We start from the raw sequence: 14,991 nt of genomic DNA, 5'->3' as shown, positions 1-14,991 counted from the left end.
CTAGTCGCCCTTGACGCTGTAGGACGCCGACTGCGCGGCCTTGGTCAGCTGCTCGCCGAACTTCTCCAGCGCGGCGCCGATGTCGTGGCCCCCGCTCTTGAGGACGGTGGCGTTGAAGGCGTCCTCCGCCTGGACCTGGAAGCGGACGAAGCCGAGGGTCGGGGAGATCTTCCCCGCGGCGTCCCGGTACACCGCCGAGGGGTCCTCGGCGTACCAGTCGTCCTTCGCGACCTGCTTCAGCCAGATGTCGGCGTCCGCGGTGTAGGCGGGATACCCGGACGAGGCCGCCTGGACCTTCGGGTCGGTCGCCATGCCGGTGGCGAACTTGGCCGCGGCGGCCTTGTTCTTCGACTTCGCCGAGACCACCCAGATACCGCCGCCCGCGGTGCCCGAGGCGTTGGTCGCGGCGCCCTTCCAGGTCGGCATGGGCGCGACCGCCCACCGGCCCTTCTTCGGTGAGGTCGGCTTGATCCCGTAGTCGCCCATCCACGCGGGGGAGATCGTCGCGAGCAGCTTGTCGTTCTTGACGATCGGGGTGTACGCCGCGTCGAACGGGTCCAGCTTCGAGAGCGTCTTGTTGGCGAGGAGCGGCCCGATCACGTCGTCGACCCTGGTGCACGCAGGCGACTTCACGTCGATGGTGACAGTGGTCGGAGAACTCGACTGGTTGAAGGCGCAGCCGCTGGAGCCGTAGTAGCCGTTCAGTCCGTACCGGCTGTTCACCGACCCCAGGGAGTAGCCGGGGTGCTCCTTGCCGACCCGCAGGCCGAGCGCGAGCCACTCGTCGAACGTCTTCGGCACGCTGTAGCCGAACTTCGCGAAGAGCGGCTTGTCGTAGTAGAGGACGGTCTGCGCGAGGTCGTTCGGCAGGCAGTACGTCTTGCCGTCGAACGTGCAGGCCGCCGTGGACCCCTTCGCGAATCCGTCCAGGACGTCCGAGCCGACCACGCCGTCGAGCGGGAGCGCGTAGTTCACGGGGTTGACCAGCATGTTGGCCAGCTCGTCCGGGTAGCTCAGGAAGACCGCGTCCGGCACGTCCTTGCCGGCCTTGACCGCGAGGGCGATCTGGGCCGGGATGTTCCCGTGCGTGTTGTCCACGGACTTGACGGTGGCCTTCAGTTCCGGGTGGGCCGCGGCGTACTCCTGCGCGGGCTTCGTCCGGGTGTCGTCGACCCAGATGGTGATCGGAGCGGACGCCTGCTGCTTGACGTCCGACCTGGCCCCGTTCTGCCCCCCGCACGCGGCGAGCAGCAGGCCGGTCGCGGCGAGGAGTGGTGCGACCGCGCGTCTGGATTTCATAGGGTTCTCTTCCTCGAAGGTGGGGGGGATGATGGCGCCCACCGAGAGGGACTTCTCCGATCTCTCGTGTACGCTAAGCGCCTATGTGACACCCCGATGACCGTGAAGTCAACATTCGGCCGCCAAGTCATCGGAGAACTTTCCGCAGTTGACCGCAGCGCTCACCCGCCGTGGTCGCAGGTTCGCCCACCGCGCAGAAGGGACGGTCCGTGGCTGTCATCGACGGCGTCGTCGCCGAGGTCCGCAAGCTGATCATCGAAGGAAAGCTGCGCCCTGGGGACCGGCTTCCCCAGGAGTCCGACTTCGCCGAGCAATTGGGGGTCTCCCGCAGCTCGCTGCGGGAGGCGGTCCGGGTCCTGGAGCAGATGCGCGTGCTCGACGTGCGGCACGGCTCGGGAACGTACGTCAGCTCCCTGCAGCCGGCCCAACTCCTCGAAGGCATCGCCTTCGCCGTGGAGGTGATGCGCGACGAGACGCTCCGGGAGGTCGTCGAGACCCGCGAACTCCTCGAACCGGCCGCGACCCGGCTGGCCGTCACGCGGATGACCCCCGAGCACCTGGCCCGTATCCGCGCCACCTACGAGCGGCACAGCCGGCAGCGCTCGATCGAGGACCTGGTCCACAGCGATCTGGAGTTCCACGCGGAGATCGTCCGGGCCACCGGCAACCAGACGCTGATCAGCCTGCTCGACGGGCTGTCGAGCAGGACCGTACGGCTACGTCTGTGGGGCGGCATCGTCAGCGACAACGCCGTGGACCTCACCATCCAGCACCACCACAACATCCTCACCGCGATCGAGGCCGGCGACGCGCACGGCGCGGAGAGCGCGGCCTACGTGCATGTCACCTCCGCGCGCCGCTGGCTCGACGCGTACTTCGCCGACCACGGCAAGCCGGCCTGAAGCAGGCCGGCTGCCGGGGAGGGCACGGTCGCGGAAGAGGGCGCGGGTGCGGAAGAGGGCGCGGCAGGTGCTGCCGCGCCTACGCCGGCAGGCCCACCGCCCGCTCGCCGGTGCGGCGCTGCTGGATGACGACGGCGGCGACCAGCAGCAGCCCCTGCGCGATGTTCTGCCAGAAGGCGTTGACGCCCTGGACGGTGAGGCCGTTCTGCAGCGCTCCGAGCAGGGCGACGGCGAGCAGGGTGCCCCCGATCCCTCCCTTGCCGCCCTTCAGCGCGCAACCGCCCAGGGCCGCGGCGGTGATGGCCTGGAGTTCGAGTCCGTCGCTTCCGGACGTCGGCTGGCCGGAACCGGTGCGGGCGGTCAGGAGGATGCCGGCCACGGCGGCGACCATGCCGCTGAGGGCGTAGACGGCGATCAGGTACTTGTTGAGGTTGATGCCGGCCAGCCGCGCGGCGGTGTCGTTGCCGCCGATGGCGTAGATGTTGCGGCCGATGTCGGTCTGCTTGAGCAGGATGTGGACGGCCACGGCGGCCACGATCAGCAGCCAGACCATGACGGGGATGCCGGCGATCTTGCCGCGGCCGAGGAAGACGAACACGGAGTTGTTGAGGACGTATCCCTGGGCGCGCCCGTCGGAGACCAGTTGGGCCACCCCCTTGTAGGCGGCCAGGCCGGCCAGGGTGGCGATGACCGAGTTGACCCGGCCGTAGACGATGATCACGCCGTTCAGCAGGCCGATCACGGCGCCGATGGCGATCGCGACGCCCATGCCCAGGAAGGCGTTGGAGCCCCAGGAGGTGAACACCATCGCGCTGGTGACGGAGGCGAGGCCGGCCTGGGAGCCCACCGAGATGTCGAGCGCGCCGCAGATGATCACGACGGTCTGGACGACGGCCAGCAGGCCGGAGATCGTCACCGCCTCGGCGATGACCTGGATGTTGTCCCAGCTGAGGTAGTTCGAGTTGAGGGTGCCGAACAGGGCCAGCACCACGGCCATCGCGCCCAGCAGGCCGAGGTTCTGGCCGCCGGCCCGGGCGAGCCACCGCTGCGACCTGGTGGCCGGCGACGGCAGGCCGTCGATGTCGTCGGACCGGGGGTCGGCGGTGGAGGGGGCGGCGGTCATCGGATGCCTCCGGAGGCGGCGTCGTTGCTGTCGGATGGTGCCGTCCGCCCGCCGGGGGCGGGGTCGGGTTCGGGGTCAGGTTCGGGATCGGGGGCGGGGTCGGGGACGAGGTCGGGGACGAGGTCGGATTCGGGGTCGGATTCGGGGTCGGATTCGGGGTCGGCCGGGGCCAGGTCGTCGGCCATCGCGAGGGCGAGGATGGCCTCCTCGGTGGCGTCGGCGCGGTCGAGTTGCCCGGTGACGCGGCCGTTCTGCATCACCACGACCCGGTCGGCCAGGCCGAGCACCTCGGGGAGCTCGGAGGACACGACCAGGATCGCGGTGCCCTCCCGGGCGAGTTCGGCGATGATGTGGTAGATCTCGGCCTTCGCGCCGACGTCGACGCCCCGGGTGGGCTCGTCGAGGATGAGCAGCGCGGGCTTGCGGGCGAGCCATCGGGCCAGCACGACCTTCTGCTGGTTGCCGCCGGAGAGCGTCCGGACGTCGACCTCGATCGAGGGTGCGCGCACCCGCAGCCGGTCGGCGTACCGCTGGGCCAACTCCCGTTCCGCGCCCGTGTCGACGAAGCGCCACCTGCGCAGGCGGGCGAGGCTGACCAGGGTCGTGTTGTCGCGGATGGTGCGCTGGAGGAACAGCGCCTGGGCCTTGCGCTCCTCGGGGGCCAGCCCGATCCCGGCGCGGATCGCGTCGCGGGGGCCGCGCAGCCGCAGCGGCCGGCCCTCGATCCGCAGGCTCCCGGCGCGCACGGGTGCGTCCCCGGCCAGCGCGAGGGCGAGTTCGGAGCGCCCGGCCCCGATGAGGCCGGCCAGCGCGACCACTTCGCCGGCCCTGACCTGGAGGCTGACGTCGTGGACGTCGTCGGTGCTGAGCCGCTCGACGTCGAGGACGACGCGGTCGCTGGCCACCCGCTCGCGGGCGAACAGGGTGGTCAGGTCGCGGCCCACCATCAGGCGGACGAGGGCGGCTTCGGTGGTGCCCGCCGCGTCCACGACACCGGCCACCGCGCCGTCGCGCAGCACGGCGATACGGTCGGCGAGCCGGAAGATCTCCTTCATCCGGTGCGAGACGTAGATGACGGCGACGCCCTCGTCCCGCAGCCGGCCGATCAGCGCGAACAGCGCGTCGACCTCCTGGTCCGACAGCGAGGACGTCGGCTCGTCGAAGGCGATGATCCGTGCCCGGTGGGTGCCGGTCAGCGCCCGCAGGATCTCCACCAACTGCCGCTGGGCGGCGGTGAGTTCCGAGCCGAGCAGGTCGGCGTCGAGAACCTTGTCGAAACCGAGGCGGGCCAGGTCGGCGGTGATCCGGCGGCGCAGCTCGGCCCGGTCGAGGCGGCGGCCGGCCCCGCGCGGGAGGGACCCGGCGTAGACGTTCTCCGCCACCGAGACATGCGGGATGATCTCGGGTTCCTGCGGGATGATCCGGATGCCGGCCCGGCGGGCGTCGATCGGCGAGTTCAGGTCCAGGACCTGCCCGTCGAGGAGCACCCGCCCGTCGGTCGGGCGGTGGTCTCCGGTCAGGATGCGCAGCAGCGTGGACTTCCCCGCCCCGTTCTCGCCCATCAGCGCGGTGACGCGGCCAGGGGGGAAGGTGAGGGTGACGTCCCGCAGCGCGTGGACGGCGCCGAAGCGCTTGGTGATCGCGTGGGCGGTCAGGCCGTCGTCGGACGGTGGCCGGGGAGCGGTGGAGGCGGTCATCGGATCAGCTGCACTTCGCCCCGGTGGAGCGCCAGTTGGCCGGGTCGACCATGGTGGTGGGGGCGAAGGCCTCCTGAGGGAACGCCTTGCCGTTCTTCAGCTTGTCGTACATCGTCTGGACGGCCACCGCACCGACGTCCCGGCCGTCGAGGAGGAGCGCGGCCTTCATGCCCGACGGCTTGCCGGAGCCCCAGTCCTTGCACGCCAGGTACGCGCCCAGGCCCACGCCGATCACGTTGTCCGCGCTGACACCGGCGTTCTGCATGGCGGTGACGCCGCCCTGGACGTTCTCGTCGTTGCAGCCCCAGATCAGCCAGTGCTTGACGTCGGTGTGCGCGGTGATCGTCGCGGCCACCTTGTCCTGGGCGTTGGTCGGGGTGTTGTCCGTGGCCACGTTGATGGTCCGCACCTTCGCCCCGGCCGCCGCGTCGAACGCCTTCTGCGCGGCCTTGACGCGGTCACCGCAGACCGTCACGTCCTGCTCCCACGCCGAGATCACCCGGGTGTCGCCGGCGCTCCAACCGGCCTTCTTGAACTCCGCCGCCGCCCGCTTGCCGACCTGGTCGCCCATCTGGGCGCCCGAGAAGCCGATCCGCGGCACCAGGTCGGCCTTGGGGCACTTGGCGGGGTCGGGACCCGTGGTGCAGATCTGGTCGTCCGAGGTCAGCAGGGCGATCTTGGCGTCGCCGGCCATCTGCACGACCTGGGGGCCGACGGACGGGTCCGGCACCACGACGATCAGGCCGTTGCTCTTCTGCGCGATCGCCGACTGGACCTCGCTGACGGTCTTGTTGGCGTCGCTGCCGAGGTTGACCACCTTCAGGCCGATCCCCAGGGCCGCGGCCTTCGCCTTGGCGCCCGCCGCCTCGTCGATGAAGTACTGCTGGTCGCCCTGCTTCTGCAGATAGGTGAGCGTGATCCGGCCGTGCACCGGGGCGACCGTGGGGGTGGCGCTGACGGAGGTCTGGCCGCTGGAACACGCGGCGAGTCCGAGGGCGACCACCGCGCCCATGACGGCGGTGACACAGCGGGTTCGCGAGATGGGCATCCTGGCTCCAGTGAGTGTGTGAGCCCCTGACCGGGGACGAAAGGTGCTGCGGTTCGGCCATGGGGGGACCGTTCGGGCGGAGCGCGCGGGGAGTTCGCCCGGTCCGTGGTGAGATGCATCGTGCTGCTTAGCAGCTATGCTGTCAAGCATATGGACAATGAGCTCATCACGGGCTTTCGTCGAAGTGGCGGCCCGGCCACCCGACCTGGGGCCGGGGCGCCGGGGAAGCCGAACGGAGAGGAAATCGGATGAAGGCGCATCAGCACAGGGGTGTCCCCGGCGCGGTCCCCGGCGCACCGCGGACCAGCCCGCCGAAAGGCAGCCGCCCCGGCGCCCGGCGACATGGCAATATGGCGGCTGTGAAGACGGTCGGCCGCTGTGCCTCGCGACACCCCTACCAGGCGTGCCCGGACGCCAAGTGCGGTCTGGAGGCGCGCGCATGACGTTCGCACGCACCACACTGAGCGACCACGTGGTCCGGGAGATCATCGCGGAGATCAAGCAGCGCCAGCTGCGTGCCGGTGACGAGATCCCGGCCGAGGGCGAACTCGCCGAACGCCACGGCGTGAACCGGCTGGTGGTCCGCGAGGCCATCCGGACGCTGGTGGCGCGCGGCGTCCTCGCGTCCAGCCAGGGCAAGCGCGCGACGGTGGCCACCCCCTCGCCCGCCGTGCTGGCACAGATCCTCGAGTTCCGGCTCAGCCAGAAGTCGATGGACCTGCGGGACCTGCTCGACACCCGAAGGGTGCTGGAGGGCGAGCTCGCGCAGCGCGCCGCGGCGTGCGTCGCCGCGGGCGAGGGCACGGTGGCCGAGGCGTCGGAGGCGCTGGACACCATGCGGGGCGCGGTCGGGGACCGCGACGCCTTCATCGCCGGCGACCTCGCCTTCCACCAGGCGGTGGCCAACCTGGCGCGGTCCGAGGTGTTCTCCTTCCTGCTCGCGGCCATGAACGGCGTGCTGCTCGACGCCCGCCGGGCCAGCTACGAGGGTCGCGAGCAGCGCGGCACCGGACAGGACGCCACGATCGAGGGGCATCAGCGCATCCTCGACGCCATCGCCTCCGGGGACGGCGCCGCGGCGGCCGAGGCCATGACCGGCCACCTCGCGGAGACCAGCCACGACCTCGGCCTTCCCTAAGGCCGGTGCCGGGCTACGAGCCCAGCAGCCGCATCCGGGTGGTGGCGCTGAAGTTCGCGGCCAGGGTGATCGCCGGATCGGTGTAGTTGCCCCAACCGAGGTCGGGGTAGTTGATCCGCGCGCTGGTGATGAGCCGGACGCCCGGCTCCTGGGCGGCGAACGGGTCGGCGCTGAGCACCTCGAAGGCGTCCAGCGACACGAAGGTGTCGCTCGCCGCCGTGTTCTTGTCGCCGGTGACCCGTACCGACACCGTGTGCCGGCCTTCCGGCAGGTTCGCGAGCTCGAAGACCTTCTGGGCGGCGTTCTTGGCCGCGGCGTAGAGGTCCACGCGGGTGGCCGCGCCGCCGTCGACGCTGATCTCCGCGATGCCCTGGGTCGGTCCCTTCGGGCAGACCACGCGGACGCCGTTGCCCCAGAAGTCCGCGTGCGCGGTGTCCCCGGCCTTCCGGCTGAACGACTCGGTCCGGTCGAGGTCGTCCTGCGTCCAGCTCTGGGAGGCGTCCGCATGGGTCCACTCCCCCGCGTACACCACCCGGTCCGAGGCGTCGTCGATGACCGGGTCGACGACGCGGAACGCGTCGACGAGGGCGTACGTCCCGCTGGACGCCGCGTTCTTGGTCCCGGTGCACTCCACGGTGAGGGTGTGGCTGCCGCGGGTCAGCGGGTCGCTGCGGAAGACCAGTTGGCCCGGGGTCTTGCCCGATCCGTACAGGTCCACCGTGGCCTTGGCGGCTCCGTCCACGGAGACCTTGACGATGCCGAGGTTGTCCGCCAGCGCCGAGTACAGCGCGACCCCGGTGCCGGTGAAGGCCAGCGTCGCGGTGTCGCCGGCGGTGTTCGAGAAGGACTCCGTGCCGAACAGGTCACCGCTGGTGTAGCCCGAGTCGGTGCCGGCGTGGGTCCAGGCGCCGGTGTAGACGACCTGCGAGGACGCGTCGTCGATCAGCACCGGCTCCACCGGCGCCAGCCGCACCGCGTCCGTGCCGTCCGACTCGACCTGCACGCCCGGCCCCGACGCGCCGGAGGTCGCCTTGGCCAGCCGCACCCCCGTCTTGGTGCTGCGGAAGTCGTTGGTCCACTGCGCCGCACCGTCCTTGCCGAACAGGAAGTAGCTGTGGGTGTCCTGGCCCCACGGCCACGTCGGCTGGGTCCGGTAGCCGTCCGTGCCCGACGCCCGGGTCTTCGTCGCGGTGCCGGCGGTACGGCCGATGTGGTCGTCGGGGTAGGCCGTCCACTGGCCGTCCCGCTGCCAGGCGAAGGTGTCGGTGCCGTCGGCGAGCGTGTAGGAGACGCCCACATCACTGACCTGACCGGTCGGCGGATCGGCGAGCGTGTACGTGGTCGTCAGCAGCCCCCGCCCGTCGACGGCCACCTGGATCGTGGTGTCGACCGCCCCGAACCGGCCCTTCAGCGTGACGACGGCCTGCCCGCCGCTGGTCGCCACCGTCGCCGAGCCCCCCGTCCAAGCCCCGGGCACCGCACGGGAGATGACCAGATCCGGGCCGCCGATCAGGACCTGGGCGTCGTGGGCCGTCGCCTGCGTCAGCCGTCCGGCCACCTTGTCGAAGACGACGGTGAACGGTGCGTCGACCCCGGTGACGGTGATGGTGTCCGCCGTCTCGTGGACCGTGGGAGCGGTGCCGCCGACCGGCGTGAAGACGGGCGTCTTACGGCTGTTCAGCCACAGGCGGTACTCGTCCACCACCGACGAGCCGCGGCTGAAGGTCAGGTGCAGCACGTCGCCGGCGGACCAGGGACCCTTCGGGACGGTGAGCGTTCCGCTCTTCCTCGGCGGGATGTCGACGCCGGTCAGTTTGCCGGAGCGGGTGCCGATCTGCCAGGCGACGGTCAACTCGCCCAGGTTGCTGTGGTCGTGCCAGTTGGCCACCGTGACCGGGACGCTGCCGCCCGGGGTCAGCCCGGTCAGCACCCCGTCGGCGATCTGCACCGGCGAGTACGCCTTCTTGGTCAGCCAGTGCTCCGGCTTGTGCCGCCGCCACAGGTCGATGATGCCCCACTCGCCGTAGCCGACCGGCCCGGACGGCAGGTGGTACACGTCGTCGATCGCGGCCCAGATCGCACCGCCCACCACGCCGCTGGTGGCACGGAACCTGGCGGCGAGCTTGGCGATGCTGTGGCCCCAGAAGTCGCGTACCCCGGGGTCGGTGCGCAGCGTGTCCACGATGTAGCACGGGCAGTGGGCGAACTCGTCGTACTGGATCGGCTGGGCGGAGTTGCCGTTCGCGGTGCCGAGGTTCGGGTAGTGCCCGCTGTAGATGTCGGCCTGGGTGCCGCCGTTGTTCTGCGACGCGTCCTCGAAGACGGTCGGCCGGCTGGTGTCGGTCTGGTGGGCGTAGGTGTTCTCCGCGGCGAAGTTGCGGCCCATGCCGCTCTCGTTGCCCAGCGACCACTCGATGACCGCCGCGTGGCTGCGGTCGCGTTCCACCATCTCCGCGAACTGCGCCATGTACTGGTCGGTGTAGGCGGGGTCGTCGACCGTGCCGTACTGGAAGCAGACCGGCGCCTCCACCTCGACGTACAGGCCCAGCCGGTCCGCCCAGTCGAGCATGGCCGGCGTCGGGGGGTAGTGCGAGGTGCGGATGAAGTTGCAGTTGGCGTCCTTGTAGGCGCGAAGGGCCTGCTCCTCCATCGCCGATGTCGTCGAACGCCCCATCTTCTCGGTGATCGTGTGGTGGCAGACGCCCAGCAGGTGCACCGGAGCGCCGTTGACCAGCAGTTGGTTGCCCTGCACGGCGACCTGACGGAATCCGATCGCCTTGCTCACCGTCTGGGTCGCGCCCTGGGCCTGGAAGGTGGCGCGCAGCGTGTAGAGATCGGGGTGCTCGGCGTCCCACTTGCTCGGTGCCTTGACCGGGATCACGACGGTGGCCTGCGGCGCCGCCGCGGTCAGCGCCACGGTCGAGGGAGAGATCGCCACCGCGTGCCCTCGCGGGTCCACGAGCGCCAGTCGCACCGTGCCGCCGGCACCCGCCGGCAGGTCGGCGGCCACGGTGACGGCGAGCTTGGCGTCGGTGAACGTGGCGTCGAACGTCGTGTCCGCGTGCAGCCGCGTGAGGTACGCCTTCGGTACGGCGACGAGGGTGACGTCGCGCAGGATGCCGCCGATGACGTGGTGCGCGTACTCGGACTGGTCCGCGATGCTCGTCGGCCGGTCGGTGACGCCGACGGTGACCACGGCTTGCCGCCCCGGGGTGACCAGTGCGGTGATGTCGGCGTACCAGGTGGTGAATCCGCCGTCGTGCGTGCGCACCGGCGTGCCGTTCACCCACAGGCGGGCGTCGCTGTAGACGCCGTCGAACCGCAGCAGGACCCGCTTGCCGGCGAAGTCGGCCGGGACGGCGACGGATACGGCGTAGGCGCACTCCGTGTTCGACGGCACGGTCTCGCCCTGGAGCGCCGGTTCGCCGGGCACGGCGATCGGGTGCCACGACGAGGTGTCGGTGCCCTTCGCCCAGAACGACGCCGGCGGGCTCGTGGTGTACCGCCAGCCCGTGGTGAGCGGGACCGTGGGGGTACGCACACCGGAGACGGTGTCGGGCAGCGGCGGGATGAGCGGGAGCGGGACCGTGGTCGCGGCGCCGGCCGGGGCGGCGAGGAACACCTCCCCCGCGGCGGAGAGGATTCCCGCGGCCGCCAGGCCCTTCAGTGCTGCCCGGCGGGAGAAACCACGGGGAACTCCCGGGTCTGCGGCGGCGGATGCGGCCGGTGTTGAGCGACGCGGTGGGATCACGGTCGACCCTTTCTTAACAACTAGGCTGCTAAGCATATATAGGAGATCGCCGCTCGCTGTGCAATACCTCGTGCCGCAAAGGCGCCACCGCCCCAAGACGCCCGGTTCCTGCCGGAAACCAGCGAAGATGCGCCCGACCTGGCCTGATGCCGGGTCGGACGCATCTTCGCGGCCCCCAGAGGCGGGGGTGGCGCCGCCGTCCTGCGGGGTCTCGCTCTGGACCCGGACGATGCCGCGGGCCGCGGACTCGTGGATGGACGTCGCCAACGCGCGGCACGCCAGGAACGCCGCGCCGCTGCCGGCCGTCCGGCGTTCCGCGCAGCGCGCCGGCGTGCCACTGGATGCTCGTCTGCTCCCAACTGCTCTTGCGGGTCTCGACCCGCGCACCGCACTCCTGGCGGGCGACGGGCACCATCGGCGCGTCGAGGAGCCGGCTGTCGGGGCGGGCGGCGCCGCACCGCCACCTCGCAACCGACGGCCGGCCGTTCGCCGGTGCCGGCGGGATCACCCTGCTGCGTGAACCGGGCCCGAGTGGTGCGTCCGTGAGCTGACGGCCTGGACCCGAGGCCGTCGGCGGCGCCGAGCATAGGGATTCCCCCAATGCTCGGCGCCGCCGGCCGCGGCGAGAGTGGACCCGTTCGCGAGCCGGGCGTCCGGCTCCGTCAGCCGGGCGTTGGGAGTGGGTCCTCTTGCTCACATTTTCTCTGCGGGACGTGGTGCGCTCCGTGCTCACCGCGCTGGACGAGGAAGACTGGCAGGTCGAAGAGGACGGCGTCTGGTGCCGGGTGACTCCTCCGAAGCACGAACCCCGGGTGCAGGGGTGGAAGCTGCACCTCTCGGCGACCCGGCTGTCCGCGCCGGAGGTCCTGCACCGGGCCGCCGGGGTACTGGTCCGGGCCGGATGCGCCTTCAAGTCCGCCCGGGACCTGCAGACCGTGGAGGAGATGACCTCCGGCAACCACGACCGCGCCCAGTGCGGCAAGATCATCACCGCGTATCCGCGGGACGACGACCAACTGCGGGAGCTCGCCGCCCGGTTGGACGACGCGACCGCCGGGCTGCCCGGCCCGGCCATCCTCTCCGACCGCCCTTACCGCAAGGGCGGCCTGGTGCACTACCGCTATGGCGGCTTCCACGGCGTACGGGTGCTGGGCAACGACGGCTCCTTCGACGTACGCCTGCGGGCCCCGGACGGGACGCTGGTGGACGACCACCGCAAGGCGTGGTTCAGCCCGCCGCCCTGGGCGGAGTTGCCGTTCCCCGGCGGCCCGGGACGTCCGGCCACCGCGCAGAGCGCCAAACCGGTGCTGCTCGCGGACCGGTTCGTCGTACGGGAGGCGATCCGGCACTCGGCCCGCGGCGGGGTGTACCGGGCACTCGACCAGCGCACCGGGGCCGAGGTCATCGTCAAGCAGGCCCGCGCGCACGTGGCGGTGAACGTGACCGGCGAGGACGCCCGGGCCTGCCTGCGCCGGGAGGCCGCCAACCTCACCGCACTCACCGGGCTCTGCACCGAACTGGTCGACCTCTTCGAGGAGGACGGCCACGCCTTCCTGGTGCAGAGTCTGGTGCCCGGGCAGGCGCTCGCCTCCTGGGTCACCGACCGGCGGGCCGAGCCCGGGTTCATCCCCGTCCCGCAGGTGCTGGCGCTGGCGGAGAAGCTGCGTGCGCTGCTCGACGAGGTGCACCGACGCGGCGTCGTCTACCAGGACTTCACGCCGAACAACATCATGGTCACGCCGGAGGACCGGCTGGTGCTGATCGACGCGGAGTGGGCCACCACCCCCGGCACCCGTATCCTGCGCGTCCACACCCCCGGGTTCGGCGCGCCCGAGCAGACCGCGGAGCCGCGGGTCGGGCCCGCGTTCGGGACGGAGGTCGACCGCTACGCCCTCGGCGGCGTGCTGTACTTCCTGGCCACCGGGATACCGCCGTCCTTCGCCCCGGACAGCTCGGACAGCTCGGACGACCCGCAGGGCGCGCACGGCTCGCACAGGCCGTACGCCCCCGCCGGCCGCACGGCAGGCGAGCGCATCGCCCTGGTGCTCTCCCTGCTCGGTGAGGAGCGTCCGGCCGCCCGGCTGCTCACCCCGGCGATCCTCGGCCTGATGGCCGAACGCCCGGAGGACCGCTGGACGTCGGCCCGGCTGGCCGGGTTCCTCGCGGACGCGGCAGCCGGGACAGCCCGGGCGACCGGGGCAGCCGAGGTGACCGAGGCAGCCGCTGGTGCGGCGACTGACACCGGGCCGGCCACCGCGAAGACCGCGGGAGACGCGGCCGAGACGGAGACCGTGCCGGTCCCGGTCTGGTCGCGCGGCGGCCGGCCCGACCGCCCCACCGCGGGCCACGAGATCCGGGCCGGGCTGGTGGACGACGGCCTCACCCACCTGCTGAGGGGCATGGCCGATCCCGAGGGCCCGGCCCAACGCCTCTGGTCCGGCAGCGCGTTCGGCGACGGCACCGACCCGTGCAACGTGCAGTACGGCGCGGCCGGCGTGCTGGGCACGCTGGTGCGGGCCGACCGGGCGCTGGACCGGGAGGAGTTGCGGATCGCCGTCCGGCGCGTCGCGGCCTGGATCGACCGGCGCCGTACGGAGGTGCCGCAACTGCTGCCCGGCCTCTACTTCGGCCGCGCCGGCACCGCCTGGGCCCTGTACGACGCCGCCCGGCACCTCAGCGACGACACGCTCGCCGCGCACGCCACCGACCTGGCGCTCTCCCTCCCGGTGGTGTGGCCCAACCCGGACATCTGCCACGGGGCGGCCGGCTCCGGGCTCGCCCACCTCAAGTTCTGGCAGGCCACCGGGCGGCGGGAGTTCCTGGAGCGGGTCGCGGAGTGCGCCGACGCGCTGGTCGCTGCCGCCGACCGCACCGCGGACCGGGTGGTCTGGCAGGTGCCCACGGACTTCGACTCCAAGCTGGCGGGCATCCGGCACCTCGGGTTCGCGCACGGCGTCGCCGGGATCGGCGCGTTCCTGCTGGCCGCGGCCGACGCGACCGGACAGCGGTCCGCCCTGGACCTGGCAGTCATGGCCGGGGACACCCTGGCGGCCGAGGCCGAACGCGGTCAGGTCGGCGCCCGCTGGCGCTCCGACCTGGACGAGAAGCCCGGCACCGGACTGATCTACCACTGGTGCAGTGGCTCCTCCGGCGTCGGCACCTTCCTGCTGCGGCTGGGGCAGGCCACCGGCGAGGAACGCCACCTCCGGCTCGCGCGGGAGGCGGCCCAGTCGGTCCGCGCCGCCGCCTGGACCTCCCCCACCGCCGTCTGCCACGGCCTCGCCGGGGACGGCGAGTTCCTGCTCGACCTCGCGGCGGCCCGGCCGGACGGTCCCTACCGCGCCTGGGCCGAGGACCTGGCCACGGTGCTGTACGCACGGCACGCGGTCGTGGGGGGCCTGCGCCTCGTCCCGGACGAGGGCGCGAGCGCCTTCACCGCCGGCTACCAGACCGGAACCGCCGGCGTCATCAGCTTCCTCCTGCGGCTCGACCACGGCGGCCCGCGCCCCTGGATGGCGGACCGCCCCTGACCGCGGAGGGAACCGCCCGCGTGCCCGCGACGGCACGCGGCCACCCCGCACACCACGCCACCCCGAGAGGAGGAACCCATGGACATCGACATCGACGCCCTGCAGGCCCTGCCGGCCGAGCAGGAGCCGACCACGCAGATGCTGTGCACCGTCACCTGCGGCTACGGCCAGACCTGCGGCGGAGAGACCTGTACCTCCACCAACTGAGCACCACCACCACCCAGAAGGAGAAACCCATGAACTCCGACATCGACGCGCTGGAACTGCTCCCCGGCGGCGAGGACACCACGGAGATGGAGTGCACCTGGACGTGCAGCACCTACTCCTGCCCCGCCACCTGCACCCTCACCGAATAGTCCGGAGGGACCGGTGGAGCTCGACCTCGACGCTCCGCATGCCCTGCCCGAGGACCGGGACACCGACGCGACGCAGTGCGCCGTGACCTGCACCTTCGAGACCTGTCTCTACAGCTGCACCTACACCGGCTGACGGCTCCGGCCCAT

10 protein-coding genes are annotated in these 14,991 nt (G+C 71.8%); 5 read left to right on the top strand and 5 right to left on the bottom strand.

What is annotated here, in order from left to right; translation table 11 throughout:
- The gene (locus tag OG370_RS38930; protein WP_328472836.1) at positions 1–1,299 is read right to left on the bottom strand and encodes an ABC transporter substrate-binding protein; all 1,299 of its coding nucleotides are present in this window, start codon (positions 1,297–1,299) and stop codon (positions 1–3) included.
- Between the two features lie 209 nt (positions 1,300–1,508).
- On the opposite strand from OG370_RS38930, the gene OG370_RS38925 reads away from it, so the two are divergent.
- Positions 1,509–2,201, top strand: a complete 693-nt coding sequence (locus OG370_RS38925; protein WP_328472834.1) for a FadR/GntR family transcriptional regulator — start codon at positions 1,509–1,511, stop codon at positions 2,199–2,201.
- A 79-nt stretch (positions 2,202–2,280) separates the two neighbouring features.
- On the opposite strand, the gene OG370_RS38920 is transcribed toward OG370_RS38925, so the two are convergent.
- The 3 genes from OG370_RS38920 to OG370_RS38910 are packed head-to-tail and all read right to left on the bottom strand — an operon-like array spanning position 2,281 to position 6,069.
- Entirely contained in the window at positions 2,281–3,324 is a 1,044-nt protein-coding gene (locus tag OG370_RS38920) for an ABC transporter permease (protein ID WP_328472832.1), read from the bottom strand.
- The gene (locus OG370_RS38915; RefSeq protein ID WP_328472830.1) at positions 3,321–5,021 is read right to left on the bottom strand and encodes a sugar ABC transporter ATP-binding protein; all 1,701 of its coding nucleotides are present in this window, start codon (positions 5,019–5,021) and stop codon (positions 3,321–3,323) included. Before OG370_RS38915 ends, OG370_RS38920 begins: the two co-directional genes overlap by 4 nt.
- Before the next feature lie 4 nt (positions 5,022–5,025).
- Complete coding sequence (locus OG370_RS38910; RefSeq protein WP_328472828.1) at positions 5,026–6,069, bottom strand: substrate-binding domain-containing protein; 1,044 nt, start codon at positions 6,067–6,069, stop codon at positions 5,026–5,028.
- Between the two features lie 439 nt (positions 6,070–6,508).
- Here OG370_RS38910 and OG370_RS38905 point away from each other — a divergent pair, with 439 nt between their 5' ends.
- The gene (locus tag OG370_RS38905; protein ID WP_328472826.1) at positions 6,509–7,207 is read left to right on the top strand and encodes a FadR/GntR family transcriptional regulator; all 699 of its coding nucleotides are present in this window, start codon (positions 6,509–6,511) and stop codon (positions 7,205–7,207) included.
- Between the two features lie 13 nt (positions 7,208–7,220).
- Here OG370_RS38905 and OG370_RS38900 read toward each other — a convergent pair whose 3' ends face one another.
- Positions 7,221–10,958, bottom strand: a complete 3,738-nt coding sequence (locus OG370_RS38900; RefSeq protein ID WP_328472824.1) for a glycoside hydrolase family 2 protein — start codon at positions 10,956–10,958, stop codon at positions 7,221–7,223.
- 689 nt (positions 10,959–11,647) lie between these two features.
- On the opposite strand from OG370_RS38900, the gene lanL reads away from it, so the two are divergent.
- From lanL to OG370_RS38885, 3 genes are all read left to right on the top strand, one after another.
- Positions 11,648–14,488: a class IV lanthionine synthetase LanL gene (gene lanL, locus OG370_RS38895; protein ID WP_328472822.1), complete on the top strand. Its 2,841-nt coding sequence runs from the start codon at positions 11,648–11,650 to the stop codon at positions 14,486–14,488.
- Positions 14,489–14,566: 78 nt separating this feature from the next.
- The gene (locus OG370_RS38890) at positions 14,567–14,695 is read left to right on the top strand and encodes an ALQxL family class IV lanthipeptide (protein ID WP_328472820.1); all 129 of its coding nucleotides are present in this window, start codon (positions 14,567–14,569) and stop codon (positions 14,693–14,695) included.
- Between the two features lie 29 nt (positions 14,696–14,724).
- A complete protein-coding gene (locus tag OG370_RS38885; RefSeq protein WP_328472818.1) occupies positions 14,725–14,844 on the top strand; it encodes an ALQxL family class IV lanthipeptide in 120 nt (39 codons plus the stop codon).
- The last annotated feature ends 147 nt before the right edge of the window (positions 14,845–14,991 follow it).

The organism is Streptomyces sp. NBC_00448, assembly GCF_036014115.1.
Taxonomy (GTDB): domain Bacteria; phylum Actinomycetota; class Actinomycetes; order Streptomycetales; family Streptomycetaceae; genus Actinacidiphila.
This window is presented reverse-complemented; position numbering and strand designations above follow the sequence as displayed.

Coding starts and splice junctions, on each gene's coding strand:
- OG370_RS38930 (WP_328472836.1), bottom strand. CDS start 1,299: ATGAAATCCAGACGCGCGGTCGCACCACTCCTCGCCGCGACCGGCCTG.
- OG370_RS38920 (WP_328472832.1), bottom strand. CDS start 3,324: ATGACCGCCGCCCCCTCCACCGCCGACCCCCGGTCCGACGACATCGAC.
- OG370_RS38915 (WP_328472830.1), bottom strand. CDS start 5,021: ATGACCGCCTCCACCGCTCCCCGGCCACCGTCCGACGACGGCCTGACC.
- OG370_RS38910 (WP_328472828.1), bottom strand. CDS start 6,069: ATGCCCATCTCGCGAACCCGCTGTGTCACCGCCGTCATGGGCGCGGTG.
- OG370_RS38905 (WP_328472826.1), top strand. CDS start 6,509: ATGACGTTCGCACGCACCACACTGAGCGACCACGTGGTCCGGGAGATC.
- OG370_RS38890 (WP_328472820.1), top strand. CDS start 14,567: ATGGACATCGACATCGACGCCCTGCAGGCCCTGCCGGCCGAGCAGGAG.
- OG370_RS38885 (WP_328472818.1), top strand. CDS start 14,725: ATGAACTCCGACATCGACGCGCTGGAACTGCTCCCCGGCGGCGAGGAC.